The organism is Kitasatospora sp. NPDC004669 (assembly GCF_040609455.1).
Classification (GTDB): Bacteria; Actinomycetota; Actinomycetes; order Streptomycetales; family Streptomycetaceae; genus Kitasatospora.
The window spans coordinates 16,294-40,733 of record NZ_JBEXKB010000072.1 but is presented as its reverse complement, the minus strand read 5'-3'; the positions used below and the strand labels follow the sequence as shown (position 1 = coordinate 40,733).

The following is a 24,440-nucleotide window of genomic DNA, read 5'->3' as shown; positions in this document are numbered from 1 at the left end:
CAACTCGCCAACAGCGGACTGGCGCCCCTCGCCGGTATCGCCACTGCCCTGCTCGAAGACCAACATGCGGTCACCCAGGGAATCACCACCCTTTACAGCTCCGGAGTCAACGAGGGCCGGATCACCGACGTGAAGCTCCAAAAACGCATTATGGGAGGCCGTGCCGGAGTGCCACTTCTCCGCCACCGAGTCGTACTGATCGCCCACCTACGCCGCCGATACGCGGAGCGACCCACCGCCATCCCGGGATGATCTCCGGCTACGAAAATCTTGCCAGAGCCGTCAGCATGCACCACCTCGTACGGGTGACTGTGCGCCAAAGTTGATGCGATGACCGGTAGTTTCCCGTGAGCCCACTGCCGTCGGTTCGGGCGGCAGAAGGGTGGTCGACGGTGGTCTTGGACCCGCATCGCTGGCTGGAGTTGAGGCGGTATCGCGCGCTGTACGACTCCGGCGCGACAGCTACCGCCTCAAGAATCGCCTCGCCGCCATCGAACGAGAACGAGACGAAGCAGCCTGCCCCCCCCGGTTGACGAGAGGCCACAGCTACCTGGGGAGTCGTTTTCTACGGGCAGCGGCCCAGCGGGCATTGCGAGCCGCCGACGTGCCCCTGAGAGCCGCGAACTCGTTCGGCCCCTGCACGAGTCGGCATGCGCCGGTGTCCTGGTCAACAAGGATGGGCCAGTTTCCGCCAACTCGGATCGGACGCCCATCTTTGTTCGTCGCATTGGGATACCAGGTGAAGCCGAACATGCCCGTGACAGCCGGGGGCGCCCACAGGCCGAGCTCAAAGGCCCATTCATCCCACCGCTCGGTCAAGCCACGCCCGAACTCCTCCGCGAGCAGCCTTGCCTCGCTCTCCTCCAACAGGACCCCTTCCTAAGGCGATCAAATCACCAGGCAGACCCGACGGGAACAGGCTCGAACGTGGCGCACCTATCTCCGTACTTGATGGAGCAGCCAGAGGAGTACGTCGACACCGGGACAAGGGGGCGCGGGGCGATTCTCACCGGCCTCCGGACGGCCGTCCGGGCTGTGGGCGGCGCTGCTGCGGCAGTACCCGGCGCGGGCCTTCGGCACGCCGTCTTCACGCGGTCAGCTGGCCGGTCCCGGTGGTCGTCGGTGCCGGGGCGGTGCGCAGCCGGGCGGGCGGCGGTGTCGGTGCCGGCGGCCGGACGGGGAGGTACTGCGGAATGACGGCGGCCAGGCCCTCGACGGCCTCCGGGAGGAGCGGTCGGCGTGGGGTGGCTCCATGAGGGCCTGGGCGTGGTGAAGCGCGCTCTCCAGGACGGCGGCCGGGATGCGGACGTGTCGCAGCGCGGCGATGGCGTCAGCGGCCTGTTCGGCGGGCCGCTGTGCGGGCTGCGGGGCGTCTGGCGGACCAGTGGGGTCCGGGATGGGAGCCGAACGCCTGGCGTCGAAGCGGCCCTCGGCCAGCGCCGATTCCGAGACAAGTGCACTGGGCTGGTCGCCTCTGCCCGATGAGCGGGGCGACCAGCCTGAGCGTCTATCGAGTCACAGAGGGTGACGAGGAAGAACCGCCAGAGGAGCGATCGTAAAGCTCCACGTGGCACGTCCCCTGCGAGCCTACCGAGAATACGTAATTGTAGCTCTGCCAGGACCCGCCTGCCCGGAATGCGCCATTGTCACCGAACCGCTGACCATTGTCGCAGACGAGATTGAAATCCATCCAGTCACCCAGGCTGTTGGGACCGGTCTGGTACGACGCCTGGTAACCGGAAGGGTCATAGTCTGCACATATAGACCCACCACCGTTGTTGAGGCCTGTCCCGCTGCAGTACGAAGCCGCCGAGGCAGTCCCCGCAGATGCGAGGCCGATAGCAGAAACGGCAAGGGCGAGGCCGCCCGATATCGAAATCATCTTGAACTTTTTCTTCACAGATCTCTCCGTTCAAACCACAGACGCGGGCCGGACGCTCCGGCTCCGCAATCTTGTGGTGCAGGGAACGACCTGCTCAACCGATATCAGCCCTGCGCACGTCTCAACTTCGTCTCACGCTCCTGAACAGAGCTTTGGGACGTCTTGAAGCACACTCTGGGACTACTGACACTTCATCAACAGGCTGGTGTTCCTTGCACTGCGCGGTCTCACCGAGGTTCGAGCCCGGGCGGCCGCGGAGCTTCGGCGAGGAGCTCAAGGCCCCGTGGCGAGGAACCGGCGGGCGCCGCGAAGTCTGGTCTGGAGCCGACCTTGGGTGGTACGGCTGTCGAGGCGGACGTCGAGCGCCCCGGGAAGTGTGCTGTCGGCCCGCAGGCCTGCGGGGAGCCGGGAGGCGTCGAGTCCGTCACGGCGGGCGATGAGGGTGCCGAGTTCGTGACGGCTCACGGCATCACTTCCTGCCAGGTGGTGAACGCCGGACAGATCACAGGACGCGAGTTCCAGAAGGGCGGCGGCCAAGTCGGCGACATGTACAGGGCAGCGGATGTCGTCCGTGAACAGGACACCGTTGCGGATGCCGGCCGCGAGGTCGTGCACCGCGCGGACGTGCTCCGATCGGCGGTCGCCGATGATCAGCGAGGTGCGGGCGACGACGGCGTCCGGGCGCACGAGGAGGACACCTGTCTCCGCTGCGGCCTTCGCTGCGCCATAGGGGGTGAGCGGGTCGGGGAGGCAGGATTCGTCGTAGTGGACGCGGGCGCCGGAGAACACCGCATCACTGGAGACATGGACCAGGCGGCTGCCGTACTTCGCCGCAGCCATCGCCAGACGGACAGGGCCCTCGGCCGTGACCGCCCAGTCGGACTTGCCGCTCGTTGCGTTGACGACCACGCGCGGTTCCACCTCGGCCATGACTGCTTCGATGCGTCCGGAGTCCCGCAGGTCGAGGCCGTGCCATGAGACCCCCGGAGTGCTGTCGGGCCTGGTGGCGAAGGTTGCCGCGGTCGCGTGGCCCGCCGCTGCTGCCTGACGGACCAACTCCGTGCCCAGGAACCCGCTGCCGCCGACGATCAGGACTGCCATGACACGACACAGTAGAGGAGGAGCCGCTCAGGCTTTGGTGAGACTGCTCGAACTCCGCTGAGAAAGGACACCGGTGGCCGTCTCAGTGAAGTTTGACCGTTCTCAGCGAGGTTTGACCGCGTCGTCGCTCCTAGCTAGTGCTGCCCCGCAGAAGTTCGTGGAGGGGTGTTCGGTCGGGCCGCGTATTCGTCGGTGAGGATGGTGCAGGTGCAATAGTCGCCTGTGCATGGGGCGCCGGTCTCGGCGCCGTAAGGCCCGAGACCGGCCATGAGGTGGAGTACCTCCGCACGCTCCGGCGCGCCGAGAACGGGGAGCGTCGCAGAGGGCGGCAACTGCTGCCAGACGGCCGGATCATCGTCCACGTCACCGATGACCTGTGCGTCAATGAACAAGGTGTAGAGGGGATGCTCGGGAAAGTCGTTGAGTCGCAGGACCCACCAGCGTCCTTCGGCCCGGGCCGCGTAGCAGAAGACACCTGTGCCGGTGTCGCGCCACGTGGCCTCCGGGGGCAGCGCGGGGAGAGGAATCATGCCCGCGTCGTCCGGGCTGCTGTGTCGGACAGGGACCGGCCGGTGGGGTCGCCCAGGTACAAAGCGCAGGCGCAGTCGAGGGCCTCTTCGGGGGAACCAACGGGCAGTCCGCTGGGCAGGATGTTGTCCTTGTAGCTGTCGCTGCTGGCGAGGTGGAGGGCGAAGCCCCAGGTGTGCAGTACGCCGGTGAAGCGCAGGCGGCACAGGAGCTGAGGCTCCTGGGCGGGCAATTCGGCTGCTACGTAGGCGAATCCGGCTCGGAAGCGGACCGTGATGGCGTTCACGTGCGGCCAGCGTTCACGGGCGTGGCGGTTCAGGCGCTGGTGCAGGTGGTGCTGCATCGATTCCGGTGGGTTCTTCGGCACAGGCCCATCCTGCCGGGTGTGGCGTCGGACCGCCGTGATCGTCGGCTGTGTGTGATGGCCAACGGGCGGGCTCGCCAACGGCGCGATCGCCCGGGACCTGGAAGTCAGTGTGAACACGGTGCGCAAGTGGCGAGGGCGGTTCGCTGTCCTGGGGCTGGACGGTTTGCGGGACGCCGGGCAATCGGGACGGCCGAAGACCTACGGGGCCGAAGTGCGCATGGCGATCGTGGCCACCGCGACGAGCGCGCCGCCGCATCCGGAGGCGACCTGGTCGCACCGGGCCACCGCCCGGAAGGTGGCCGGCACGTGTTTCGCGCCGGTCTCCGCGTCCCAGGTCGGCCGGATCCTGGCCGACCTGGACCTCAAGCCGCACAAGGTCCGCGGCTGGCTCGCCCGGCGGGACACCCCCGACCTCTGGCAGCGGGCCTGCCACGCGGTGTGGGCTGACGAATACTGGGCCAAGCTGTCCGGCGAGGACCGGGTCACCGCCCGCAGCCGGCTCATGCACATCGACGACCCGATCGTCGGGGCTGCATGACGGCGGTGAGGCCTTGATCGTCGGGATGTGATCGAGGCACGTCGGGTGGGGGCGACGTCCCGTTACCGGAATCGGAGGCGGAGGTTGCCGTCCGCGTCGACGGTGACGGGGAAGTCGTTGTTCGGCATCAGCCGCAGGATCTTCTTCAGCTCCTGCCAGTCGACCGGCTGTCGGGGAGCGGGTGGCGGCAGATCGGGGCCGCCCCGGACTGAGTCGGACAGAACGGCGGCGGCAATCGTCTTCGCCGTGTGAGGACCTTCCCGGTGATCGCCAGGTCACCTCAGAGCTCGCAACACGATCTTGTGGGTGTGGCCTGGTCGGCCACCGCACCAGACACTGCTGAGGGTCGATGTGGTCAGGCCTCCACCGTGACGTGGACAGGCGTCATGTCGGCGCGGAACTGGACGGCCGGCCAGTAGCCGTCCATGAAGTAGCGGCTCTCGGGCTCACCGAAGTGGACTTCGAAGTCTCCCGAGCGGTAGACGACCAGCGTGTTCGGCGTCATGACCTCGGGGAAGCGGGCCTTCTCCTCCTCGGTCTCGTCACCCTCCGCGAACGTGGTCCAGATGAACTCCGTGCCGTCCCGGCGGATGCGTTCGAACTCGGCCACCAATCGGCGGGCATGGGGCAGCAGTTCGGTGATCTTCTCCGGGCCGGCGCAGTCGAACCACATCTCCAGCTGCTTCCCGGCGGCCGTCACCGAGCTCTCGGCGATCCGGCCCTCCGCCCGGAGCTCGCCCAGCACCGGGTCGGTGTCCACATGGAGGATGCGAGACGGCAGCAGACCGTCCGGGAGCAGGTTCGTCGCCAGAAAGGCTTCCTCGACGTGCTCCTCGTACCAAGGGTTGTACTCCTCGGCGATCACCTTGTAGCAGGCGATGAACTGCCGTGGTGTGCCGGTCACGGACCGGCCGTCGACGCTGGTCAGGGTGAAGCGTTCGCTGTCGTGATCGATGCGGCGTACCTGGAACGACCTGGGCAACTGGACGAACATGGTGCTGCCGGGAAGGGCGACTGTTCCTGTCTGCGCTCCGTCGGCGGCGGTCCGGACCACGAACACGCTCGACAAGCCGGGAGCGACGCACACGAGACCGCCCGGTCCGACGATGCGTCTCAGCTCCTCCGCGTCGCCGTTCAGTGCCGATGCGACGATCCGGCTGTTGGGCATGACCCACCTTCCGCGTTGATTCAGAATCCTTGATGGCCCGTCCTGTTTCCGGGGCGGGCCAGCTGTCAAGGTCTCCGCGGCCTCCAGGGCGGCGAGGACGCGCAGCACTTCATCCGTTGTCAGCACGGTCAGTCCTCCTCCTCGATGCCGAGGGCCGGGGCGGCTCGGTGCAGTCCGCAGGCTTTGGCGGCCGCCGTCACGCACTCGCGGACGGTCGGTACGGCGCCGGGCGGGGCTGCGGCCAAGTGCTGGCGCAGGATGCCTTCGGCGAGGTCCCGCGCCGTGCGGAAGGCCTCGCGGTCGGCGGCCAGCAGGTCCTCGCGCTGCTCGGCACCGAGACCGGGCAGGGCCGGGCAGGGCCGGGCAGGGCCGGGCAGACACGCACCGACAACCGTGCCGCGACCTCCAGCATGTCCAGTGCCCCGCCGGTGCCGTCCATCGGCAGGTCGGCGATCTGGGCGCCGACCTGGCCACCGCCTTCCGCGCACGCCGCGAGCACCGCCGCCAGCAGCACGACCACCCTCTTGTGCTGTTCGGCGTCCGGCGGCGTCTGTCCTCGCGTCAGCTCGTCGGCAGCGGACAGACAGTGCTCCCACGTCGTCCGCGGCGTTACCGCGCCTGGGCTCTCACTCATCCCGGCACGCTATCGCCTCCCTCGCTGTTCGCTGAAGGAGCCACATCGCCGGCATCGTCGGGCAGCTCGGGCAACGGCCAGACCGGGCGCCCAGGACGGCCACGGCCCGGCGAACGGGCCCGCCCGGTCCTGGAGGAGACCGAGGACGCGTTCGCGGGCCCGCTCGACCAGGAACTGGTGGTCGGTGCAGACGGCGCCTGGTCACGCGTCCACCCGGCACCGTCCTGGGCGATCTCTCCGACCACCTGCCGGTGCTGTGCAGTGCTCGCCCCCGCCCGACTGCCGCGCCGGACGAGGCCGACCCCGCCGACCGACCCGCGCGAACGCCCGAAGGAGTCCCGGCCCCCTGAGCCGTTCCAGTACCGGCCCGGCGACAGCTACCCCGAGCGTCCGAAGCGGTCCCAGCTGGCTTTGTTCACTTCTGGGGGCGGCGTTCGTCCGTGACTCTGCACAGCAGTTGTCGATCTCCCGGCTCCGAGATGTTCACGGGTTTTACGGCGCTGACGCCGCCGACCCGCTTGCACAGGCCCGGAGCGCCGGATCCCGAGGCCCTGGTCGTGGGGTTATCCCCAGGGAAAGTGTCGGGCTGGCCCCAGGGCGCCCAGGCTGCCGCAGGCGTGACGATCTTCTCAGCAGCGCTTGGCATCAGATGGGTTGAGGAGTGATCACACATGATTGGCAACGGGAAGCGGCTGGCGGCTGCGGCTCTCGCCCTGGCCGCGACGCTGGCCCCCGCGACGGCCGCGTCCGCGTTACCGGAGGCGTCCGCATCCGCCACCGTGCCGGACCCCGTTGGCGTGCTGGACCGGATCGCCCATCCGCTGCTGTCGGCGGAGCCGGGTACCGGCACGGCTGACCTGCGCGCCCTCGGGGTGATGGTCGGCGACGCGAAGGTGGTGGGTCTGGGCGAGGCCACGCACGGCTCGCATGAGTTCTTCGCGCTGAAGGACCGGGTCTTCCGCTACCTCGTCGAGCAGAAGGGATTCACCACCTTCGCCCTGGAGATGAGCTGGTCGGCGGGGCTGCGGATCGACGACTACCTCCAGCACGGCAACGGTGACGCACGGCGGGTCGTCCACGAGGCGATGGCAGGCTCTCCCTGGGACCGCGAGGAGTTCGCGGCCCTCGTCCGGTGGATGCGCGACCACAATCGCCAACACCCCGACCGCCCCGTCCACTTCCTGGGTGACGACATCGGCGCGCCCAGCCTCGACGAGCCCGTCTTCGACGCGGTCACCGACTACGTCCGGCGGACCCATCCGGAGTGCCTGCCGCGCGTGAACGACCTCCTCGCCGGCCTGCGCCCGCTCGACGACGCCATCGGCTACCTGAAGCAACCGCTCGCGGAACGGGATCAGAACGCAGCCAGGGCGCAGCAGCTGCTCAAGCTGATGGAAAGCCAGGGAAAACCGGGCGCCGACGACTTCGAGTTCGCCCTGCAGAACGCCCGCGACATCGCCCAGACCTACGCCTTCCTCACCGTCAACCCCGACGACCAGGCCTCGTTGACCGCCATGGAGCGCTACCGCGACCAGGTGATGGCCGAGACCACGATGTGGTGGCAGCGGCGCACCGGCGGCAGGATCCTGCTGTCGGCCGCCGACGACCATGTCGGCTACACCGCCACCGACCCCACGACGTATCCGAAGACCCAGGGCTCGTTCCTCCGCGACACCCTGGGCACGGACTACCTCGCCATCGGCACCACCTTCGACCGGGGGTCCTTCCTCTCCAAGGGTCAGGCGCTCGGCGGCGACTGGAAGACGTTCACCGTCCCCCCTGCCGGTCCCGGCACGAACGAATACACGCTCGACCAGGTCCGGTACCGCAACTACTACGCCGACCTGCGCAAGGCCCCGGCCGCGGCCCGCAACTGGCTGGACGTCCTGCGCCCCACGTACGACGTCGGCACGCAGTTCCCCGACGACACGACGCCCGAGCTCGCCATCGGCCGGGCCTACGACGTCCTGGTCCACCTCCACACCGTCCGCGAGGCGAGCAAGCTGTAGTACCCGGAGGCCGGGCGTACGGCTCGACCGTCGACAAGCTCAGGCCGCCCAGGTCAGGTCAGCCGGCGAACCCTGGCACCACCAGCCCGGACTCGTAGGCGATCACCACGGCGTGGGTCCGGTTCTGCGCGCCGAGCTTGGTCAGCACGTTCCCGACGTGTGTCTTCACCGTCTCCAGGCTCACCGTGAGCGACTCCGCGATCTGCCGGACCGGAAGCCGCTTGAGCACGAATCCGCTGGCCCCCGCGCTGAGCGCGGCGGTGACGTAGCCGTCGTTCTCGAAGGTGGTGATCACCACGACCTTCGGTGGTTCGGCGGACTCGGCCAGCAGCTGCCGGGTGGCCTCGATCCCGTTGCTCCGCGGCATCCGCACGTCCATCAGGACCACGTCCGGCCGCAGCCGCCGCGCCTGCGCGACCGCCTCGACACCGTCGGCGGCCTCCCCGACCACCGTGATCCCCGGCTGGGCCGCGAGCAGCGTGCGCAGACCGCTGCGGGTCACCTCGTCGTCGTCCGCGATCAGGAGTGCGACGGAGGCCCTGCTGGGGCTGGTGATCCCGATTTCGCTCACGTCGGAGCGGGTCACGCCGACACCCGTACCGGCAGCCGGACCGCCAGTCGCCAGTGCTGGGGCCCGTCCGGGCCGGCCTCGAACTCGCCGTGCGGCAGCCGCACGCGCTCGGCCAGCCCGGGCAGGCCGAGCCCGGACGTCGGGAAGGCACCCGAGCCCGGCCCGGTACCGGTGCGGTTGACCACCCGGACCTCCAGTACGTCCGATCCCGCCACCACCCGGACTTCGATCGGACCGCCCGCCCCGTGCCGCAACGCGTTCGTCAACCCCTCCTGCAGGATCCGGTACGCCGCCCGCGAGAGCGTCCCCTGCACCTGCGCCAACTCGCCCGACGGCTCCGGCTCCACCACCGCGCCCGCGTGCCGCAGCCGGTCCAACAGTTCAGGCAGGTCGGCCAGGGTCCGGGGCGGTGCCGTCCCCGCCTCCTCCTCGCGCAGCACGCCCAGCACGTAGTCCAGGTCCTCCAGCGCGGCCCGGGTCGACTCCTCGATGCTGCGCATGGCGGCCCGCGCCGCTACCGGATCGGCGGCGAGCACCTCGCCCGCCACCGCGGCCGGATCGTGGCAGCCGTCAGCGTGTGCCCGATCGAGTCGTGCGACTCGTGGGCCAGCCGGTTGCGTTCGGCCAGCCGCAGCTCGCGCTCGGCCGCCAGCGCGAGCCGCTCGGCCGACGACGGCCCCAGCAGCCTGGGCGCCGACCATCGCAGAACGGCCGACGCCCGCCGAGGCCCGGCAAGTACCGGTCAGGCCCCTTGGCCTGCCGGTATGTCCGTGACCGGGGTCACCCCCGGGTGGGCATTGCGGGTTCCGTCCAGGGCGACACTGAGGACGTGACGGAAGAAGAGCTGATTCCGGCAGAGGAACAGTCAAGACCTGTGGATCGGCGTGTCATGCGACGTGTTGGTTCGGTCCTAGACTCGGGCCATGAGCAGGACCGACCGCGCCAGCCGGGTTATCGCGGCACCACCGGCGACTGTCTACGGCGCTCTCCTCGACCGGGAGTCCCTCGAAGCCTGGCTGCCGCCGGACGGCATGCGCGGGCGGGTCGAGCGGTGGGATCCCCGGCCTGGTGGCGGGTTCCGGATGGTCCTCACCTACCTCGACCCCGTCGACAGCCCCGGCAAGACTTCAGATGCGACGGATGTCGTCGACGTCAGGTTTGCAGAGCTGGTGCCACCGGAGCGCGTGGTGCAGAGGGCGGTGTTCGAGGCCGACGACCCCTCGTACGCGGGCACCATGACGATGACCTGGCACCTCGCCTCCGCCGGTGACCGAACCATGGTGACCGTCACCGCGACGGATGTGCCACCTGGCATCGACCAAGCGATTCACGAGGCTGGGATCGCCTCCTCGCTGGCCAATCTGGCGTCGTACGTCGAAGCGGCCGACCGACCGAGCGACAACGGCCATCGCGGCCGGAGGACGACGAGCGCCTGAACGCCTACGCCGAACTCCGGGCCGCCGCCGACGGCCTGCGGTCATAGCCAGGTCCCGCCGGTCACAAGTTCTGCAGACAGGCGAGCTGGACTGTGCGGGCGGCCTGCTCCGGGATGTCGTGCAAGGCCGCCTCCCGGGTGGTCGGGTCGCCGATGAAGTACCCCTCGTACACCGGCACCCACTTCCCGTCTCCAAGGCCGGGCAGGCCGTGCTCGACCCGGCCGACCTGGTGGCCCTCGCGGATCCGGTGGTCGTCGACCACGGACGCGGATCCGCCGCATCGTCGCTCCCCCTGCTCAGACCAGGCCCGGCCCTGGGTGACGGCCCGATTCCACCGTCATGACCTGGGCACTCGTCCGCCGCCCACCCCTGGTTGCCGGGCTGACCGAATGGGCCGACCCCCGCCGGTAGCGAAATCAACGTACGGGGCGGGGGCGGCTCGCTGGGGGTTCGGTGAAGTTCGTCAGGAGGTGTGCACGCGGCGTGACGTGGCGCTCCCGGCGGCGCCGCGACCCGGTGCCCGGCGGGAGAGCAGCAGTGCGGGCAGCAGGGCGAGCGCGAGCAGGGCGACGGCCCAGCCGTAGGTGTCCCGGAAGGCGTCCGCGAGGCCGGGGGCGAGCGCGGCCCGCGCGGCGCCGTCCAGGGCCTGCACGGCGGCCAGTGCGCCGCCGGCCTCCCCGCCGGCGACCGTGGTCGGCAGCCGGTCGGCCATCGCCCCGGTGAGCAGGACGGACATCAGGGCGGTGCCGACCGAGCCGGAGACCTGCTGGACGATGGTGACCAGGGTGGTGGCGGCCGGGACCTCGGCCGGGGCGACGCTGCGGGTGGCGGCCGCCATGGCCGGCATCAGCGTCATGCCGATGCCCGTCCCCATCACCACCAGGGCGGCGATCAGGTGAGGGTACGGGGTGTCGGCGGCGACCTGGACGGTGAAGCCGAGGAAGCCGGTGGCGGCCACGGCGGTGCCGGTGACCACGATCCGGCCGGGTGCGAAACGGTCTGCCAGCCGGCCGGAGAACTGCATGGTGATGCCGGTGGCAAGCGCCTGCGGGATGCCGAGCAGGCCGACGTCGGTGGCGCTTTGGCCGCGCACCAGCTGGTAGTAGAGCGGGAGCAGCAGCATCGAGCCGAAGTAGCCGCAGCCGAACAGGGCGAGGGTGGCGGCGGGCCCGGCGAAGGCGCGTCGGGCCAGCAGCCGCAGGTCGATCAGCGGCTCCGCCGCGGTCAGCGCCCGGACGACGAACCCGGCGACCAGGACCGCGCCGGCCAGGGTGGGCAGCAGGCTGCCGGCCGCAGCGGGGTGTCCGTGCTCGGCGCCCAGCCCGTAGATCAGTGCGGCCAGGCCCGGGGAGAGCATCAGCAGGCCGGGCAGGTCCAGCCTGCGGCGGGCGCCGCCGCCGTCGCGGGGCAGCAGCCGGGCGGCGAGAGCGAGGGCGAGCACGCCGAGCGGCAGGTTGACCAGGAAGACCCAGCGCCATGAGGCCTCGTCGACCAGCCAGCCGCCGAGCACCGGCCCGGCCAGCGGGCCGATCAGGACGGGGATGCCGAGCACGCTCATGGTGCGGCCGGTACGGGCCGGGTCGGAGGCGCGGACCAGGACGGTCATCCCGACCGGCATCACCATGCCGCCGCCCAGGCCTTGAAGGACGCGGAAGGCGATCAGCGAGGGGGCGTCCCAGGCGGCGCCGGCCAGCGCCGAGCCGAGCACGAACAGGGTGAGCGCGGTCAGGTAGAGGCGACGGGTGCCGAGCCGTCCGATCGCCCAGGCGGTGACCGGCGTGACGGTGGCGAGCGCCAGGGTGTAGCCGGTGGTGACCCACTGGACGGTGGCCAGCGGGGCACCGAAATCCCCGGCGAGGCGGTTCAGGGCGACGTTGACGATCGTGGTGTCGAGGACGGTCATCAGCGAGCCGAGGACCACGACGGCGGCTACGGCCGCGGTGCGCGGGCCGGGTGCGGCCGCGGTGGCTGTGTGGGTGGCTGTCCCGGCCGTGACCGGCCCGGTGGCGGTGCTCATCTTCTTCGTTCCCCCCCCGGCCGCGGTTCAGACGCCGTACGGGCGGACGGTACGGGCGTCCCGAAGCGCGTGCGCCCACCAGGTGAGCTGGTCGAGCATGCCCTTGGCGGCGCCGTTCTGGACGGTCGGGTCGACCGGCTCGCCGTCCTCGCCGAAGAGGCCCCAGACGTTGTGGAAGCTGACGGTGTCGCGGACGGTGACGGCGTGCAGCTCGGCGAAGACCAGCCGGAGCTGCTCGACCGCGCGCAGCCCGCCGCCGAGACCGCCGTAGGAGACGAAGCCGACCGGCTTGGCCCGCCACTCGGCGCCGTGCAGGTCGATGGCGTTCTTGAGGGCGGCCGGGAAGCTGTGGTTGTACTCCGGGGTGATCACCACGAAGGCGTCTGCGGCGGCCAGCCGGGGCGAGAGGGCCGCGTGCCGCTCGGCCTGCTCGGCGGTGGGCTCCTCGCCCACGTGGGCCAGCGGGTGCTCGGCCAGGTCGACGACGTCGATGTCGAGGTCCGCGCGCCGCCCGGCGGTGCGGACGAACCAGTCGGCGACGGTGGGCGCGAAGCGGCCCTGCCGGGTGCTGGCGATGATGACGGCGAGGCGGAACGGGGTCACGGACATGGCTGTCTCCAGGGGTGTGTTGCTGCTCTGTCACCGCCCGTTCGGACGGCACGTCAGGTAAAGTACAACGTGTATGGCAATAGGTACAACGGTGACTGCAACTTTTTTCGAGGCAGCGGCGATGAAGGAGACTCCATGACCAGCCGGCAGGAAACGCCGGACCGGCCCCGCCGGGGGCTGGCCGAGAAGCGCCAGGCCATCACCCGGGCCGCCCGCACGGTCTTCGGCCGGGACGGCTACACCCGCGCCAGCATCGACGCCATCGCGGCGGAGGCCGGGGTGTCCACCCGCACCATCTACAACCACTTCGCGGGCAAGGAACTGCTCTTCCAGACCGTCGTCCGGGAGAGCGCGGCGCAGGTCGCCGAGGCCCAGCTGGACATCATCGAGCGCCGGCTCGGGAAGGTCACCGACCTGGAGGCGGACCTCACCGCGTTCGCCATGGCCTGGGTGACCCCGCTGACCGAGTTCGCCGACCACTTCGGGCTGGTGCGCCAGATCAATGCCGAGGCCCGGCACCTGCCGAAGGCCGCCCTCGACGCCTGGCAAGAGGCCGGGCCGCGCCGGGTGTCCGCCGCCCTCGGGCACCGGTTCGGGGAACTGGCCGAAGACGGGTGGCTGGAGGCACCGGACCCAGGGCGGGCGGCCGCGCACTTCGTGCTGCTGACCGCGACGGAGGTCACCCAGCGTTCGTACTGGGGCGCGTACCCGCTGGACCGGGCGGAGACCGAGGAGATCGTCGTCGCCGGCGTCCGGGCCTTCCTGCGCGCCTACGCGGCACCCCGCCGGTGACACTGCCGCACGCCTCGAACGCGGTCGGCCCCGGCCAGGCCGGGGCCGACCGGCGGTCCCGGACCTCAGCCACCACTCCCCTACCCAGCCGCGTGGTTGACCAGGAGCTTCATCTCCGCACCCATACGGCCCGCGGGTTGAACGCCCACAGCTTCACCGTCTGCAGGATCCGCGCCGCGTGGTGCCGGGCGTTGATCCGCAGCCACTCGACCGGCGACTCCGCCGCAGCCGGCTGCTGCTCGCCCTCCCCGAATTCGGCCCCGCCCTCGGAGGCCTTGGCCATGGTGGTGTGTGCGGTGCCCTGGGCGCGCCTGCTAGGCCAACCAGCGCGCAACTCCCGTCTTTCAACGGTACTTTGACGGCATGGGACCGTTACTGTTCTTCGTCGTGGGTCTGGCGGTCACGGCCGGCCTCGCCGCACTGTCGGTGCGGGTGATCCTCTTCGCCAAGGGACTTGCCGCCCTGCGGCAGCGTGGGGTGCGGACCACCGGCCGGGTCGACTCGCTCCGTCAGCTCGAGAACAGCGAAGGCAACCCCTATGAGCGCACCATCATCACGTTCGAGCTGCCCGGCGAGCGGACCGGGTGGACGGAGACCTGGCCTCGTCGGCCGGACGGCGCTCCGTACGGTCCCGGCGACGAGGTGAAAGTGCTCTACGACCCGGAGCAGCCCTTCCGGGCCCGTGTCGTGCACTCGGACCGCGAACAACTGCCGATGTGGATCGAGGTCGTGTGGCCGGCCCTCCTCGCTGCCCTGCTGGCGGGTGCCGCCGTCGCGGCGGGATGGTTTCTGTTCTTCTTCGCCAGGACCGAGCTCGGCCACTGAACCGGCCCGACACGTCGTCAGTGCTCGTTGTGCTGCTGGGCGTCGCCCAAATCACCGCGCCGGAGGTGGCGCTTCTTGCCGTTCTTCCTCAGCACCGGCGGATCGGCCGGACCTCGAAGAACCCGGTGAGGCTGCGGCGGGCGATCGTGGTGCTGATGTCCGCCCAGGGGCAGCCGGTGCGGAACATCACGTCGCTGCTGCGGGTCGGTGAGGACTACGTGCGTCATGTCATCCACGCCTTCAACGAGCGGGGGTTCGACGCACTGGACCCAAAATGGAGCGGGGGACGCCCGAAGCCGATCAGTGACCAGGTGCGCGAGCGCATCTGCCTGATCGCTCGGACGTCCCCCGCCGACCGGGGCACAGCCGCGTTCTCCACCCGGAGCCTGGCCAAGCTCGCCGAGCACCTGGTCAGGCACAAGGTCGTCGCCGCGGTCAGCCGGGAGACCCTGCGCCGGATTCTGCGCGAGGGCAGGGTCTCCTGGCAGACAACGACCACGTGGAAGGCCTCGACGGACCCGGCCTTCCTCGCCAAGATGCACCGGATCCTCGACCTCTACGACGCGCCGCCCGCCGACGGCCGGGTGGTCTGCGTGGACGAGTTCGGCCCGCTCGACCTCCAGCCCCGCAAGGGCAAGGCCTGGCGTCCGGTGCGCTCGCCGCGCCGGCTGCGGGCCACGTACAACCGCTACGGCGGCATGATGCACATGCTCGCGGCCCTCGACCCGGCCACCGGCAGGATCCACTACCGCATCCGCAAGCGGAAGCGATGGCGCGAGTTCCTCGGCCTGCTCAAAGCCCTGCACGCCCGCTGGCCCGGGGAGAAGCCGTACGTCGTGCTGGACAACTTCTCCCCGCACAAGCACCCCGATGTGCGGGCCTGGACGGCGGCGAACGAGGTCGAGCTGGTCTTCCTGCCCACCTACGGCTCGTGGCTGAACTGGATCGAGCCCGAGTTCGCCTCGCCCGCGTCGTGGTCCGCCCCGTACACCCGGCCCCGCAGCAGCGCCTCGTCGTCCGTGCCCGCCGGCATCCCAGCCGGCACCGACACCGCGCGGGCGGATCCCCGGTTGGCTCTGTACACGGGAAGGGGCAACAGACGTTCACCACTTCGGGAGGCAGTTCCGAGGGCCGCCGTGTTCGAATTGTTCACGAGCACCGGCAGCACCGGTTGCCGACGCTCAGTGACGGTAGGCGGCTGTCGCGATCTCGATGAAGGATCGGATCAACGGGTTGGTGTCACCTTCGTTCCACACCGCCACCACTCGGCTCGGCACCATGTCGGTCAGCGGTACCACGGCCAACTCCGCGGGCAGGTCGTGCCCGAGCGGGGCCAGGCCGACCGTGCCGTTCCACAGCACGGCGTGCAGGCATTCCTGGACGGAGCGCACCACCGGGCCCTCGCGCGGCGTGCCGCCGTTCCAGTACGACTGCCAGGTGGGGTCGGTGCCCTGCGGGAACTGGAACCAGCGGCGGTCGCTCAGCTCGGCCAGCCGCAGCCGGTCGTGGCGGGCCAGCGGATCGTCGGCGCGCAGGACCACGCCGACCGGATCGGTTCGCAGCGCACGCACCGTCAGGGCGGCCTCGTCGAACGGCGCCCGGGTCAGGGCGACGTCGACCAGTCCGGCGCGCAGCCCGCACGTCGGGTCGGTCAGATCGGTGTCGCGGATGCGGATGTCGATGCCGGGGTGGGTTCGGCGGTAGGCGGCGGCCAGCCTGGCCACTCCCGGGTCGGTGCCGTCGCCCAGGATGCCGACGGTGATGGTCGCGGCGCCGGCTGCCGCGCTCACGCGTGCACGGACGCGGTCGGCGTGGTCGAGCAGGGCCCGCGCCTCGTCGAGCAGCACCGCGCCCACCGGAGTGAGCGTGACGCCGGTGGGTGAGCGGGCGAACAGCAGGGCCCCGACATCGGCCTCCAACTGCTTGATCGCCCGGCTCAGCGGCGGCTGACTCATGTGCAGTCGGGTGGCTGCCCGGCCGAAGTGGAGTTCCTCGGCGACGGCCACGAAATAGCGCAAGGTCCGTAGCTCCACGCTGCAACGATACCCACGGGGTATCGGCGCTGCGGGACGGGTCTTGGACACTGGCAGGCCCCCGGCGGTGCACTTGTGAGCATGACCGAAGAAGCAGAGACCAACGCACCGAAGGCCGACCCCGCCGTATCGGTGGTGGGTCCCGGAGACGGCGAGACGATCGTTCTGGGCACCACGCACATGCGCGTCCTGGAGGACGGCAGCCACACCGGACACCGCCTCGCGATCGCCGAGTCCGTCCTCGCCCCGCACACCCAGGGACCGCCGCAGCACCGCCACGCCCAGCACGACGAGGCCTTCTACATCCTCTCCGGCACCGTGCGGTTCACCGTCGGGGACGAGGACCACGACGCCACCACGGGCACGCTCGTGATGGTTCCGCCCGGTACCCCGCACACCTTCGCCAACCTGACCGACCAACCCGCCGTCATGCTCAGCACATTCACCCCCGACCTGTACGTGCAGTACTTCCGAGACCTCCAGGAGGTGCTCGCCGGCGGCCGGCCGTTGACACCACAGGCCAATATCGACGCGATGAGCCGCTACGCGACCGAGCCTGCCACCGACTTCGCCTGAAGCAGTCGACGGTTCCCCGTGAACCGGTGACCCATGAACGGGAACTATGAACATCGCCTACTGGATCGTCGCGGGACTGCTCGCCCTCTTCTACCTCTACGCGGGCACGCTGAAGGTGATCCGCAGCCGCGATCAGCTCCGACCGATGATGGCCTGGGTCGACCGCATGCCCTTGCCCGCCCTCAGGGTGCTGGGGACGGTCGAGATACTCGGAGCGACCGGCCTGATCCTGCCGCCGCTGACGGGCATCGCGCCCCCGCTGGCGCTGGCCGCGGCCAGCGGCTTCGCGCTCCTCCAGGCCGGTGCGATCGCCGTCCACCTGACCGGCGAAGACCGCCGGGTCGCACTCAACGTCGGGCTCGCCACCACCGCGGCTGTGACCATCTGGCTGGCCACCAGGCTGTGATGGAGCACAGCCCTCGACTGGTGGATGCAACTGCAGGGACAGCCGCCACACGACTGCTGTCATTTCACGTGAACATCGAACACGCCGCCATCCACGCGCTGCTCGGTGAGGCGTACATCTGCTGTCGCAAATCGGGCTCTGGTCCACTTCGTGTGTCGAGCAAGACCTTCACCGTCGTGGAGCCGAAGCGCCGGCTCGGTTGCACCACGCTCGCCGACTTCATCCTCGGGATGACCCCGTACGAGTTCCTGACCGCGATCGAGCTGACGCCGACCGATGACGGCGTGCACGTGGCGATGACGGTCGACGCCATGCACGACCAGGAGTGGACCGACCGACTGGTCGCCGGGAGGCGCAACGAGCTGGCGAACCTGGCGGCCCTGGTCGGGTAGGAGGACCTGACCGTCGAGGTCGCTCCGCACCCCGGAACAGCAACGGGTCCGCCCGGGCCACGCGCGGGGCGACCCACCGAAGCGTCGGCCCGGCTCCGGGAGAGCGGGCGGACGGCGGGGCCCCGGTGGCGGGACCCCGCTCGGCCGTCACTGCTGGAAGGGGCTGGGCTCCCAGGCCTTCCCGCCGATCGGGTAGCTGTAGAGCGGCCGGCCCTTGACCGCGCTGGTGCGGAAGGGCGTGCCCGCGCCGGGGCCGATGGTCAGCGTGCCCTTGCGGTTGCCGCTGGTCCACTCCAGTTCCAGGTACCAGCTGACGTCGTGGGAGGTGGTCTCGGCGGTCACCTCGATGACCTCCGGGTCCCGCTCGCTCACCTTGACCGGAAGGCCGGTGCTGCCGTCGGTCACGACCGGACGGGGGCGGGCCGCGTCCAGGTCGAGGTCGAAGGAGTGGACGGCCATTCCGCCGCCGCAGCCCTCGGCCATCGAGTAGGCGTTCCAGGGCAGCGGGGCCGCGATCCGGGCGATGCGGACGTTGAGGGCGGTCAGCACCACGGTCTCGCTGCCGCTGCCCTGCACGGTGAGCTCGATCGACTGGTAGTGGCCGGGGACCGCACCGACCCGGGAGACCCAGGCCGGGACGTCCACCAGCGCGGGCGGGCGGGGGACTTCCGACGGCGGACGGTCGACCACGTACTTGTCGCACTCGGTGTCCCAGCCCGAGGGGTGGACCGCGACGGCGATCGGGGCGCTCGCGCCCTGGTCCGCGGCGCCGGCCGGCCCCGACGGGGTCGCGCCCGCGCTGGTGGAAGTGGGGGCGCCGACGGGCTCGGCGACAGGGGCCGGCGTCGGGGATTCGGCGGACGGACCGGCGTCAACGGCCCGGGCGGGCACGGAGGCGGGCGAACCGTCCGAGTGGGTCTCAAGGCCGGTGGCGACGACCCCGATGGTGGCGAGCACCGCTGCGGCCGTCACGGCGGCGAGTGCGCCCCGGCGCACTCGCCGCTGCGGCGGTACGGCGGGGGCACGCTCCGGGGCGGCCGCGCCGGCCCCGGTGGCGCCTCCCGTGGCCGGTTCCTCCGCCGGTCCCGGCGCGTCAGGGGTGCCCGGCACCGTCCGCGCCACCGGGGCCGCTGACGAAGCCTCCGCCGCAGGTGCGGGCTCGGGTTCAGCCGCGGGCTCGGGTGCGCGTGAGGGTGCGGGCGAGGGCGCGGAAGCCTGCCGGTTCGCCCGCGCCGCGTGGGCGATGCCCCACAGCCGGTAGAGCTCGGTGCGCTCCTCCGAAGTCGCCCGGCACAGCCGCGCGAGGCGCTCCAGCGGGGCGAACTCCACCGGCATCACATCACCATTGCAGTAACGGTGCAGGGCCGACGTGCTCACGTGCAGCCGCTTCGCCAGCGCGCCGTAACTGAGCCCCGACCGGCTCTTCAGCTCCTGGAGCAGCCGCGCAACCTCGTCCGCCTCCCGCACTCCCCCGGTCCCCTCTGGCACTGTTCCTCCACCCCGTTCGTGAACCCCCTCGGCGGCGCCCCCGGCTCCGGCCGCCGGACCACCGGGACGCCGGACCACCCGGACGCGGGCCGACACGAGCTCCGGCAGACAAGCACGCCGCAGACCGTCCCACGGTTCCCCCGAGGGCACCTCCGGAACCGGCCGCGCCCTCCCTGAGCCCCGCGAACGCGTCCCAGGAAGATTACGTCTTCCCAGCTCAAACCGGGTAACGGCGTCCCCGCGTCCCTGATCGCCAGCCCACCGTTGCGGCCGAGACGAACCGGCGCACAAGCTGACGGCGAAACACCGAGAGGGAGCAACTGTGAGCACTGTTCGGGCGGCCCGGGCCGCGATACGCACCAGCGACCGTCTCCACCGCGGCGCGGTGGCACTGGCGATGGGCGGGGTCCTGCTGATGACCGCGGCCTGCGGCGACGGCCAGGGCGAGGGCGGCGGTGACGCCGCGCCGGCCGGCACCGCCGCCTCCGGAGCCGCCTCCGGCGGGGCGCCCGCCGTGGCGACGCCGAGGACGTCGACCGCGGTGCTGGACGTGGAGCCGAAGGACGGGACCCAAGGGGTCGCGCCGACCGCGCTCCGGGTGTCCGTCTCCCACGGCACGCTCACCGCCGTCGACGTGACGGACAAGGACGGCAAGCCCGTCCAGGGCTCGATCGCCCCCGACGGCACCGGCTGGAAGCCCGCCGCCGCACTCGCCCCCGGCACGGCGTACACGGTGAACGCCCAGGCGAAGGACGCCGACGGTCTGGTCTCCGCGGCCACCAGCGCCTTCACCACCGCCTTGCCCGGCAAGCAGGTGTCGACCAACGACAACATCGCCGACGGCCAGACCTACGGCGTGGGCATGATCGTCAAGGTGGACTTCAGCACCAAGGTCGTGAACAAGGACGCCGTCGCCAAGGCCATCACCTTCGAGACGGACAACGGCACCGAGGTGAAGGGCCACTGGTTCGGCGACAACCGGATCGACTTCCGCCCGGCCGAGTACTGGAAGCCGAACACCAAGGTCACCATCCACTACCGGCTGAAGAACGTCGAAGTCGCCCCAGGCGTGTGGGGCGACGTCGACAAGGACGAACCGTTCACCATCGGCCGCTCCCAGGTATCGACCGCGGACGCCGCCACGCACCAGATGACGATCGTGCGGGACGGCAAGTCCACCACCGTGCCCGCCACCCTCGGCGACGACGAGCACCCCTCCTGGGGCGGCACCATGGTCATCATGTCCAAGGAGAGGGTCGCCCACATGAACTCCCAGACCGTCGGCATGGGCAACGAGTACGACATCCCCGCCGCCCCGCACGCGATGCGGCTGACCAGGTCCGGCACCTACCTCCACGGCAACTACTGGTACAAGGGCGACCCGTTCGGCAAGGCCAACACCAGCCACGGCTGCGTCTCGCTCAAGGACGTGGAGGGCGGCAGCGACACCTCCGTCGCCGGGTCGTTCTTCAACAGCTCGCTGATCGGCGACGTCGTAACGGTCGTGAACACCAAGGAGAAGACCGTCGCCCCTGACAACGGCCTCAGCGGCTGGAACCTCCCCTGGGCCACCTGGTAGCCCGCTGAACGGCCTACCTCGCCGGCACGAAGTCGCTGCCGCCCGCACCAAGGCGCTCGTGACGCTCCAGCACTCGCCCCGCAGGCGGGCCGTGAGGTTGCGGGCGTCGTCGGGATGGATCTGGTGAGACAGGGGGCGCATGGGACGTTTCGCGCAACCATTGATCACACCGACTCCTGTCGTACGGAAGCCGATCCAGCCCGCCGCCCAATCCAGCGGGCCCGGCTCGACCACTGTGCCGTCGGCCTTCAGCGGTGATCAACCGTCCCCCGTCCCACCGGCGTCCCACACGTCCCATGCCCGCCGACCTGCGACTTTTCCTCTACAGAACGGCACGGAAAAGGGACGTGCTGTGGCCAACAGCCGGACGGCTCGACTCCCCTAGTGCGTGGGCGTGACGGAGAGGCAGTACTCGTTGTGCCAGTCAGCCATATGCCTAAGGTAGTTAGCCCACAGACTGGTGCCGGTGTCTTTACCGACGATGCCATCGGCGTCCAGGTGATTGGCGCTCTGGTAGTCCATCACGGCCTGATAGGTCTGCTGACCGTAACGACCGTCAGCGTCGATGACGCCGTCGCCGCCCCACGCGCTCAGCGCGACCTGGATGCACTGGACGGCATCCGTGTTGGACGAGTTCGGACCCACACTGCCGACGTCGGCAGCGCTCGCGCTACCGACGGACGCACCCAGGGCAAGAGCCGCGATGGCCGCCATCGTGCCGATCCGGGACACGACCTTCTTGTTGATCACACTGACTCCTCGTGGAAACCGGATCCAGTCCGCCGCACAGTCAAGCGGGTCCGGCTCAACCATTGTGTCGCCAGCCTCCACTGCGGGATGCGTCCATTTGACGCGTACGGTCCGCTTTTTGTCGTGTGATGCCCCCTGACGGCACCGCATATCGCAATAATGTTTCCACTGCACGGTGGCCGGGAGACGTATGCCCGGCCGCCCACCCGAAGACCACCGAACCGACTGCGGCCGTCGTCACATATCGCAGCCGCCCGACGACTTCGTGAAGACACCATAGATCTGACGAAGTCGGCACCGGCCCGGAAGCCTGTCCGTGCCGCGCACAGCATGGACATCCCGACGAAAACCGCCCCTGCTGTCTGAATCCGCCCATTCAACACCCGATCAAAGGAACCCATACACGATGGCCAACCGTAAGCGCATAGCCAAAAGCGCATAGCCAAGATCGCCGCCGTCGCCGCAGCGCCGCTGCTTGCCGCCATCCTCGGCACTGGCACCGCCAACGCCAGCCCGAGCGCCGGACACATCGGCGCCGGCTACACCAACAACCCCCACGGCGTCCGGTGCGCCCAGCACAACATCTCCTACTGGTTCCGCACCTCTGGCTCCGACCACCACGAGCCCGCCGAGGACAGCAGCTTCGGTCCCGAGACCAAGCAGGCCATCAAGGACTTCCAGGAGGAGATGGGTCTCCCGCAGGACGGCGTCCTCGGCCCCCAGACCGGCAACGCCTTCATGGCCCACGGCGACCCCGCCTACACCGGCTCGGACATGCCCTACCGCGCGGGCGGCGGCACCAGCACCTCCTACTGCTACACGTACCTGCCCACCACCTGGTAACCACCCGGCACGACGCTGACACCGCCGCCCCCGCCCTCCACACGCAGGGGCGGCGGACCGCCGACCCGATCCTCATCGGCCTGCCCGAGAACTCGACCCGCGCGCACGCAGCTACACGGCCTGCTCACGGCGGGCCGGGACATCGCGCACGCCGTCCAGCTGACCGCCCAGGCGGCCGGTCCCGTGCGGCACTGGACCGACCACAAGGAGTCCCTGGAGAAGGACGCGCTCGCCTGGCCGCCCAGCCAGATCGAGGCCGGCTGGCACTACTGGGTACGGCGCGCGACGCGGTCCTGAGCAGCGGCCCCTCGTCCAAAGGCGAACGAGGGGCCACATATGCCCGACTACGCCGCGGGCTCGGACGTCGCCGTCGCCGCACGCCAGGTGGCGATGACGTCGGCTGCCTTGGTCTCGAAGTCCGGGTCGCGCCAGGCGCCCGGCATGCCGATCACCGCCGGCAGCTTGAAGTCGCCGTGCTCCCGGTGGGTGGCCCGCACGACGTCCCCGGAATCGGGGCGGTTGCGGTTCTTCCCGACCTCGACGTTGGTGATGTCCGCCCAGGCGAACCGCTTGCGGGAGCCCAGCGCCCCGGTCCACCAGATCTCGCGCTCGTCGAAGCTCACGCTACTGAAGGCGCCCCTCACCTGGAGGAGTCCACCGATGATCAGGAGAACGCCGAAAGCCATGACCGCGGCAGTCCGGACGTTCATCGGGAAGAGCGAACCGCGGTACAGAAGGTAGGCACCACCGGCCAGGTAGAGCGTCGAGAAGATCCACTGGCGGCGTATCTGTGCCGGATGGAGACGGTAAGTCACGTGTTTCACCAGCGGATCTTGGCAGGTCGGGCGCATCTGAGGAAGCGTCACCGTCGACCCCTGCCCGTCTCACTCCCCCGAGCGGGGGCGCAGCCGGGACGTCGGCCGTTGTCGGGGCCGGCCTTCTCCTGGTGGTGGGGCTCAGCGGCCTGGTGGTCGGTGGGCGGCCCATCCCGGGAACGCGAGCGAGTGCGTCAGAACTGGCTGCGGCGCACCCTCGGACGGGTGGGTGGGGCCTGCTCGGGGCCGCGCAGGGCGAGGGCCGTGTCCGCTGCGGGTCGGCCGCTGGCGCAGCTCAATCATGCGCATTCGCAGAGAGACTGATGGGTGGTCAGTGCTGTCCCAAGTGGTGGCGAGGCTGTCTCACGCCGAAAACCTGGACAATGAGACGCGGGGCGGCCTGTGTACATGAGACGTCCCACCGTTGAAGTTGAGACAGGCAGGCCTACGAAGCCCTGGTCGGCTTCGGACAGGACGGTCATCGCTTCTACGGGAGAAGGCCGATCCACCGGGTCACCCTCACACAGGGCGCCGTCGTGCCAAGGGCGAGCCGTCGGCGGGGATGCCAGTAGTCGCTCGCCGATGGCTGCGCCTTCAGCTGTCGTCGGGTGATAACGATCGGCGTCGGCTCTTCACCGCCCTTCGGTGTGACGCTTCACCACCACCTCAGCACCGTCCTTCACAGATGGGGACGGGGACGGACACTGTAGGTTCCGATTAATTGGCTCTGTCCGCGAGAAAGGACAGCAGTTGTCAATGAGTTGGGGAGGCAGTTGGAGCCCGCAGTGAATCGAAATGTTCACGAGTTCGGACAACACTGGAATGGAAGTCGGCAGGTCTCCTCGAACGGCCGTCATCCCTGGTTCCAGCTCTGCTGTCACCAGGTCCGCCGACCGGGCCCTACGTGCTCGTGGCCGCACGCTGCCGTCCGTAGCGGCGGGCGACCCGGGCCCGGTTGCCGCAGGAAGGTTTGCACCATTCCTGCCGTCCATGGGTCTTCAGGAAGTACCGGACGCATCGAGGCGCCTTACACGCCCGCAGCAGCACCCGATCCGGGCCGGTCAGGAAGTCGACACCTCGC

The 24,440-nt window shown here is 70.1% G+C and carries 28 protein-coding genes and 1 pseudogene; 11 read left to right on the top strand and 18 right to left on the bottom strand.

The genetic code is table 11. The features are described from left to right. The 4 genes from ABZW30_RS38345 to ABZW30_RS38330 all read right to left on the bottom strand — a co-directional run. A partial coding sequence (locus tag ABZW30_RS38345; protein ID WP_355675908.1) for a hypothetical protein occupies window positions 1-207 on the bottom strand: 207 nt, incomplete at its 3' end. Window positions 208-2,155: 1,948 nt separating this feature from the next. Beyond that, complete coding sequence (locus ABZW30_RS38340; RefSeq protein ID WP_355675907.1) at window positions 2,156-2,983, bottom strand: sugar nucleotide-binding protein; 828 nt, start codon at window positions 2,981-2,983, stop codon at window positions 2,156-2,158. Window positions 2,984-3,117: 134 nt separating this feature from the next. After that, the gene (locus ABZW30_RS38335) at window positions 3,118-3,513 is read right to left on the bottom strand and encodes a hypothetical protein (protein WP_355675906.1); all 396 of its coding nucleotides are present in this window, start codon (window positions 3,511-3,513) and stop codon (window positions 3,118-3,120) included. Continuing rightward, on the bottom strand, window positions 3,510-3,878 hold the full coding sequence (locus ABZW30_RS38330) for a hypothetical protein (RefSeq protein WP_355675905.1): 369 nt from the start codon (window positions 3,876-3,878) through the stop codon (window positions 3,510-3,512). Before ABZW30_RS38330 ends, ABZW30_RS38335 begins: the two co-directional genes overlap by 4 nt. An 85-nt stretch (window positions 3,879-3,963) precedes the next feature. On the opposite strand from ABZW30_RS38330, the gene ABZW30_RS38325 reads away from it, so the two are divergent. Continuing rightward, window positions 3,964-4,416 carry a helix-turn-helix domain-containing protein gene (locus tag ABZW30_RS38325; protein WP_355675913.1) on the top strand — a complete coding sequence of 151 codons (453 nt, stop codon included), beginning with the start codon at window positions 3,964-3,966 and terminating at the stop codon, window positions 4,414-4,416. Between the two features lie 355 nt (window positions 4,417-4,771). On the opposite strand, the gene ABZW30_RS38320 is transcribed toward ABZW30_RS38325, so the two are convergent. Both ABZW30_RS38320 and ABZW30_RS38315 read right to left on the bottom strand, forming a co-directional pair. Next, a complete protein-coding gene (locus tag ABZW30_RS38320; RefSeq protein WP_355675904.1) occupies window positions 4,772-5,584 on the bottom strand; it encodes a hypothetical protein in 813 nt (270 codons plus the stop codon). Window positions 5,585-5,780: 196 nt separating this feature from the next. Beyond that, window positions 5,781-6,218, bottom strand: coding sequence for a hypothetical protein (locus ABZW30_RS38315; RefSeq protein WP_355675903.1), 438 nt, complete (start codon window positions 6,216-6,218; stop codon window positions 5,781-5,783). Window positions 6,219-6,889: 671 nt separating this feature from the next. Here ABZW30_RS38315 and ABZW30_RS38310 point away from each other — a divergent pair. Continuing rightward, window positions 6,890-8,227, top strand: coding sequence for an erythromycin esterase family protein (locus ABZW30_RS38310; RefSeq protein WP_355675902.1), 1,338 nt, complete (start codon window positions 6,890-6,892; stop codon window positions 8,225-8,227). Window positions 8,228-8,285: 58 nt separating this feature from the next. Here ABZW30_RS38310 and ABZW30_RS38305 read toward each other — a convergent pair whose 3' ends face one another. From ABZW30_RS38305 to ABZW30_RS38295, 3 genes are read right to left on the bottom strand one after another with little or no spacing between them, the layout of a single operon-like run. After that, on the bottom strand, window positions 8,286-8,798 hold the full coding sequence (locus ABZW30_RS38305; RefSeq protein ID WP_355675901.1) for a response regulator: 513 nt from the start codon (window positions 8,796-8,798) through the stop codon (window positions 8,286-8,288). Between the two features lie 11 nt (window positions 8,799-8,809). Further along, complete coding sequence (locus ABZW30_RS38300) at window positions 8,810-9,346, bottom strand: hypothetical protein (RefSeq protein WP_355675900.1); 537 nt, start codon at window positions 9,344-9,346, stop codon at window positions 8,810-8,812. Continuing rightward, window positions 9,313-9,408 carry a hypothetical protein gene (locus ABZW30_RS38295; RefSeq protein ID WP_355675912.1) on the bottom strand — a complete coding sequence of 32 codons (96 nt, stop codon included), beginning with the start codon at window positions 9,406-9,408 and terminating at the stop codon, window positions 9,313-9,315. Before ABZW30_RS38295 ends, ABZW30_RS38300 begins: the two co-directional genes overlap by 34 nt. A 313-nt stretch (window positions 9,409-9,721) precedes the next feature. Between ABZW30_RS38295 and ABZW30_RS38290 the strand changes: the two genes are divergently transcribed. Beyond that, window positions 9,722-10,234, top strand: a complete 513-nt coding sequence (locus tag ABZW30_RS38290; RefSeq protein ID WP_355675899.1) for an SRPBCC family protein — start codon at window positions 9,722-9,724, stop codon at window positions 10,232-10,234. A gap of 61 nt (window positions 10,235-10,295) precedes the next feature. Here the strand turns inward: ABZW30_RS38290 and ABZW30_RS38285 are convergent, their stop codons facing one another. The 3 genes from ABZW30_RS38285 to ABZW30_RS38275 form a co-directional block, all read right to left on the bottom strand. After that, a complete protein-coding gene (locus ABZW30_RS38285) occupies window positions 10,296-10,496 on the bottom strand; it encodes a hypothetical protein (protein WP_355675898.1) in 201 nt (66 codons plus the stop codon). A 201-nt stretch (window positions 10,497-10,697) separates the two neighbouring features. Next, window positions 10,698-12,251: a DHA2 family efflux MFS transporter permease subunit gene (locus ABZW30_RS38280; RefSeq protein ID WP_355675897.1), complete on the bottom strand. Its 1,554-nt coding sequence runs from the start codon at window positions 12,249-12,251 to the stop codon at window positions 10,698-10,700. A gap of 27 nt (window positions 12,252-12,278) precedes the next feature. Next, window positions 12,279-12,860 (bottom strand): NAD(P)H-dependent oxidoreductase, encoded by a 582-nt coding sequence (locus ABZW30_RS38275; protein WP_355675896.1) that lies wholly within the window; start codon window positions 12,858-12,860, stop codon window positions 12,279-12,281. Window positions 12,861-12,995: 135 nt separating this feature from the next. Between ABZW30_RS38275 and ABZW30_RS38270 the strand changes: the two genes are divergently transcribed. Continuing rightward, complete coding sequence (locus tag ABZW30_RS38270; protein ID WP_355675895.1) at window positions 12,996-13,652, top strand: TetR/AcrR family transcriptional regulator; 657 nt, start codon at window positions 12,996-12,998, stop codon at window positions 13,650-13,652. Between the two features lie 109 nt (window positions 13,653-13,761). On the opposite strand, the gene ABZW30_RS38265 is transcribed toward ABZW30_RS38270, so the two are convergent. After that, window positions 13,762-13,935 (bottom strand): hypothetical protein, encoded by a 174-nt coding sequence (locus ABZW30_RS38265; protein WP_355675894.1) that lies wholly within the window; start codon window positions 13,933-13,935, stop codon window positions 13,762-13,764. Window positions 13,936-14,015: 80 nt separating this feature from the next. Here ABZW30_RS38265 and ABZW30_RS38260 point away from each other — a divergent pair, with 80 nt between their 5' ends. Beyond that, window positions 14,016-14,477 (top strand): DUF3592 domain-containing protein, encoded by a 462-nt coding sequence (locus ABZW30_RS38260; protein ID WP_355675893.1) that lies wholly within the window; start codon window positions 14,016-14,018, stop codon window positions 14,475-14,477. A 155-nt stretch (window positions 14,478-14,632) separates the two neighbouring features. Then, a pseudogene (locus ABZW30_RS38255) lies at window positions 14,633-15,382 on the top strand (IS630 family transposase); the annotation flags it as partial. A 276-nt stretch (window positions 15,383-15,658) separates the two neighbouring features. Here the strand turns inward: ABZW30_RS38255 and ABZW30_RS38250 are convergent. Then, entirely contained in the window at window positions 15,659-16,510 is an 852-nt protein-coding gene (locus ABZW30_RS38250; RefSeq protein ID WP_355675892.1) for a LysR substrate-binding domain-containing protein, read from the bottom strand. A gap of 81 nt (window positions 16,511-16,591) precedes the next feature. On the opposite strand from ABZW30_RS38250, the gene ABZW30_RS38245 reads away from it, so the two are divergent. The 3 genes from ABZW30_RS38245 to ABZW30_RS38235 all read left to right on the top strand — a co-directional run bounded on the left by ABZW30_RS38245 (window position 16,592) and on the right by ABZW30_RS38235 (window position 17,884). Beyond that, window positions 16,592-17,086 (top strand): cupin domain-containing protein, encoded by a 495-nt coding sequence (locus ABZW30_RS38245; RefSeq protein WP_355675891.1) that lies wholly within the window; start codon window positions 16,592-16,594, stop codon window positions 17,084-17,086. A 46-nt stretch (window positions 17,087-17,132) separates the two neighbouring features. Next, a complete protein-coding gene (locus ABZW30_RS38240; RefSeq protein WP_355675890.1) occupies window positions 17,133-17,492 on the top strand; it encodes a DoxX family protein in 360 nt (119 codons plus the stop codon). 68 nt (window positions 17,493-17,560) lie between these two features. Further along, entirely contained in the window at window positions 17,561-17,884 is a 324-nt protein-coding gene (locus ABZW30_RS38235) for a hypothetical protein (protein WP_355675889.1), read from the top strand. 147 nt (window positions 17,885-18,031) lie between these two features. On the opposite strand, the gene ABZW30_RS38230 is transcribed toward ABZW30_RS38235, so the two are convergent. Then, window positions 18,032-19,372: a helix-turn-helix domain-containing protein gene (locus ABZW30_RS38230; RefSeq protein ID WP_355675888.1), complete on the bottom strand. Its 1,341-nt coding sequence runs from the start codon at window positions 19,370-19,372 to the stop codon at window positions 18,032-18,034. Window positions 19,373-19,694: 322 nt separating this feature from the next. On the opposite strand from ABZW30_RS38230, the gene ABZW30_RS38225 reads away from it, so the two are divergent. Then, the gene (locus tag ABZW30_RS38225; RefSeq protein WP_355675887.1) at window positions 19,695-20,951 is read left to right on the top strand and encodes an Ig-like domain-containing protein; all 1,257 of its coding nucleotides are present in this window, start codon (window positions 19,695-19,697) and stop codon (window positions 20,949-20,951) included. Between the two features lie 381 nt (window positions 20,952-21,332). Here the strand turns inward: ABZW30_RS38225 and ABZW30_RS38220 are convergent, their stop codons facing one another. Continuing rightward, a complete protein-coding gene (locus tag ABZW30_RS38220; RefSeq protein ID WP_355675886.1) occupies window positions 21,333-21,701 on the bottom strand; it encodes a peptidoglycan-binding domain-containing protein in 369 nt (122 codons plus the stop codon). 438 nt (window positions 21,702-22,139) lie between these two features. Here ABZW30_RS38220 and ABZW30_RS38215 point away from each other — a divergent pair, with 438 nt between their 5' ends. Next, a complete protein-coding gene (locus ABZW30_RS38215) occupies window positions 22,140-22,544 on the top strand; it encodes a peptidoglycan-binding domain-containing protein (protein ID WP_355675911.1) in 405 nt (134 codons plus the stop codon). A 344-nt stretch (window positions 22,545-22,888) separates the two neighbouring features. Here ABZW30_RS38215 and ABZW30_RS38210 read toward each other — a convergent pair whose 3' ends face one another. Both ABZW30_RS38210 and ABZW30_RS38205 read right to left on the bottom strand, forming a co-directional pair. Then, window positions 22,889-23,395, bottom strand: a complete 507-nt coding sequence (locus tag ABZW30_RS38210; protein ID WP_355675885.1) for a DUF308 domain-containing protein — start codon at window positions 23,393-23,395, stop codon at window positions 22,889-22,891. A gap of 864 nt (window positions 23,396-24,259) precedes the next feature. Next, the gene (locus tag ABZW30_RS38205) at window positions 24,260-24,406 is read right to left on the bottom strand and encodes a CGNR zinc finger domain-containing protein (RefSeq protein WP_355675910.1); all 147 of its coding nucleotides are present in this window, start codon (window positions 24,404-24,406) and stop codon (window positions 24,260-24,262) included. Window positions 24,407-24,440: the final 34 nt, after the last annotated feature.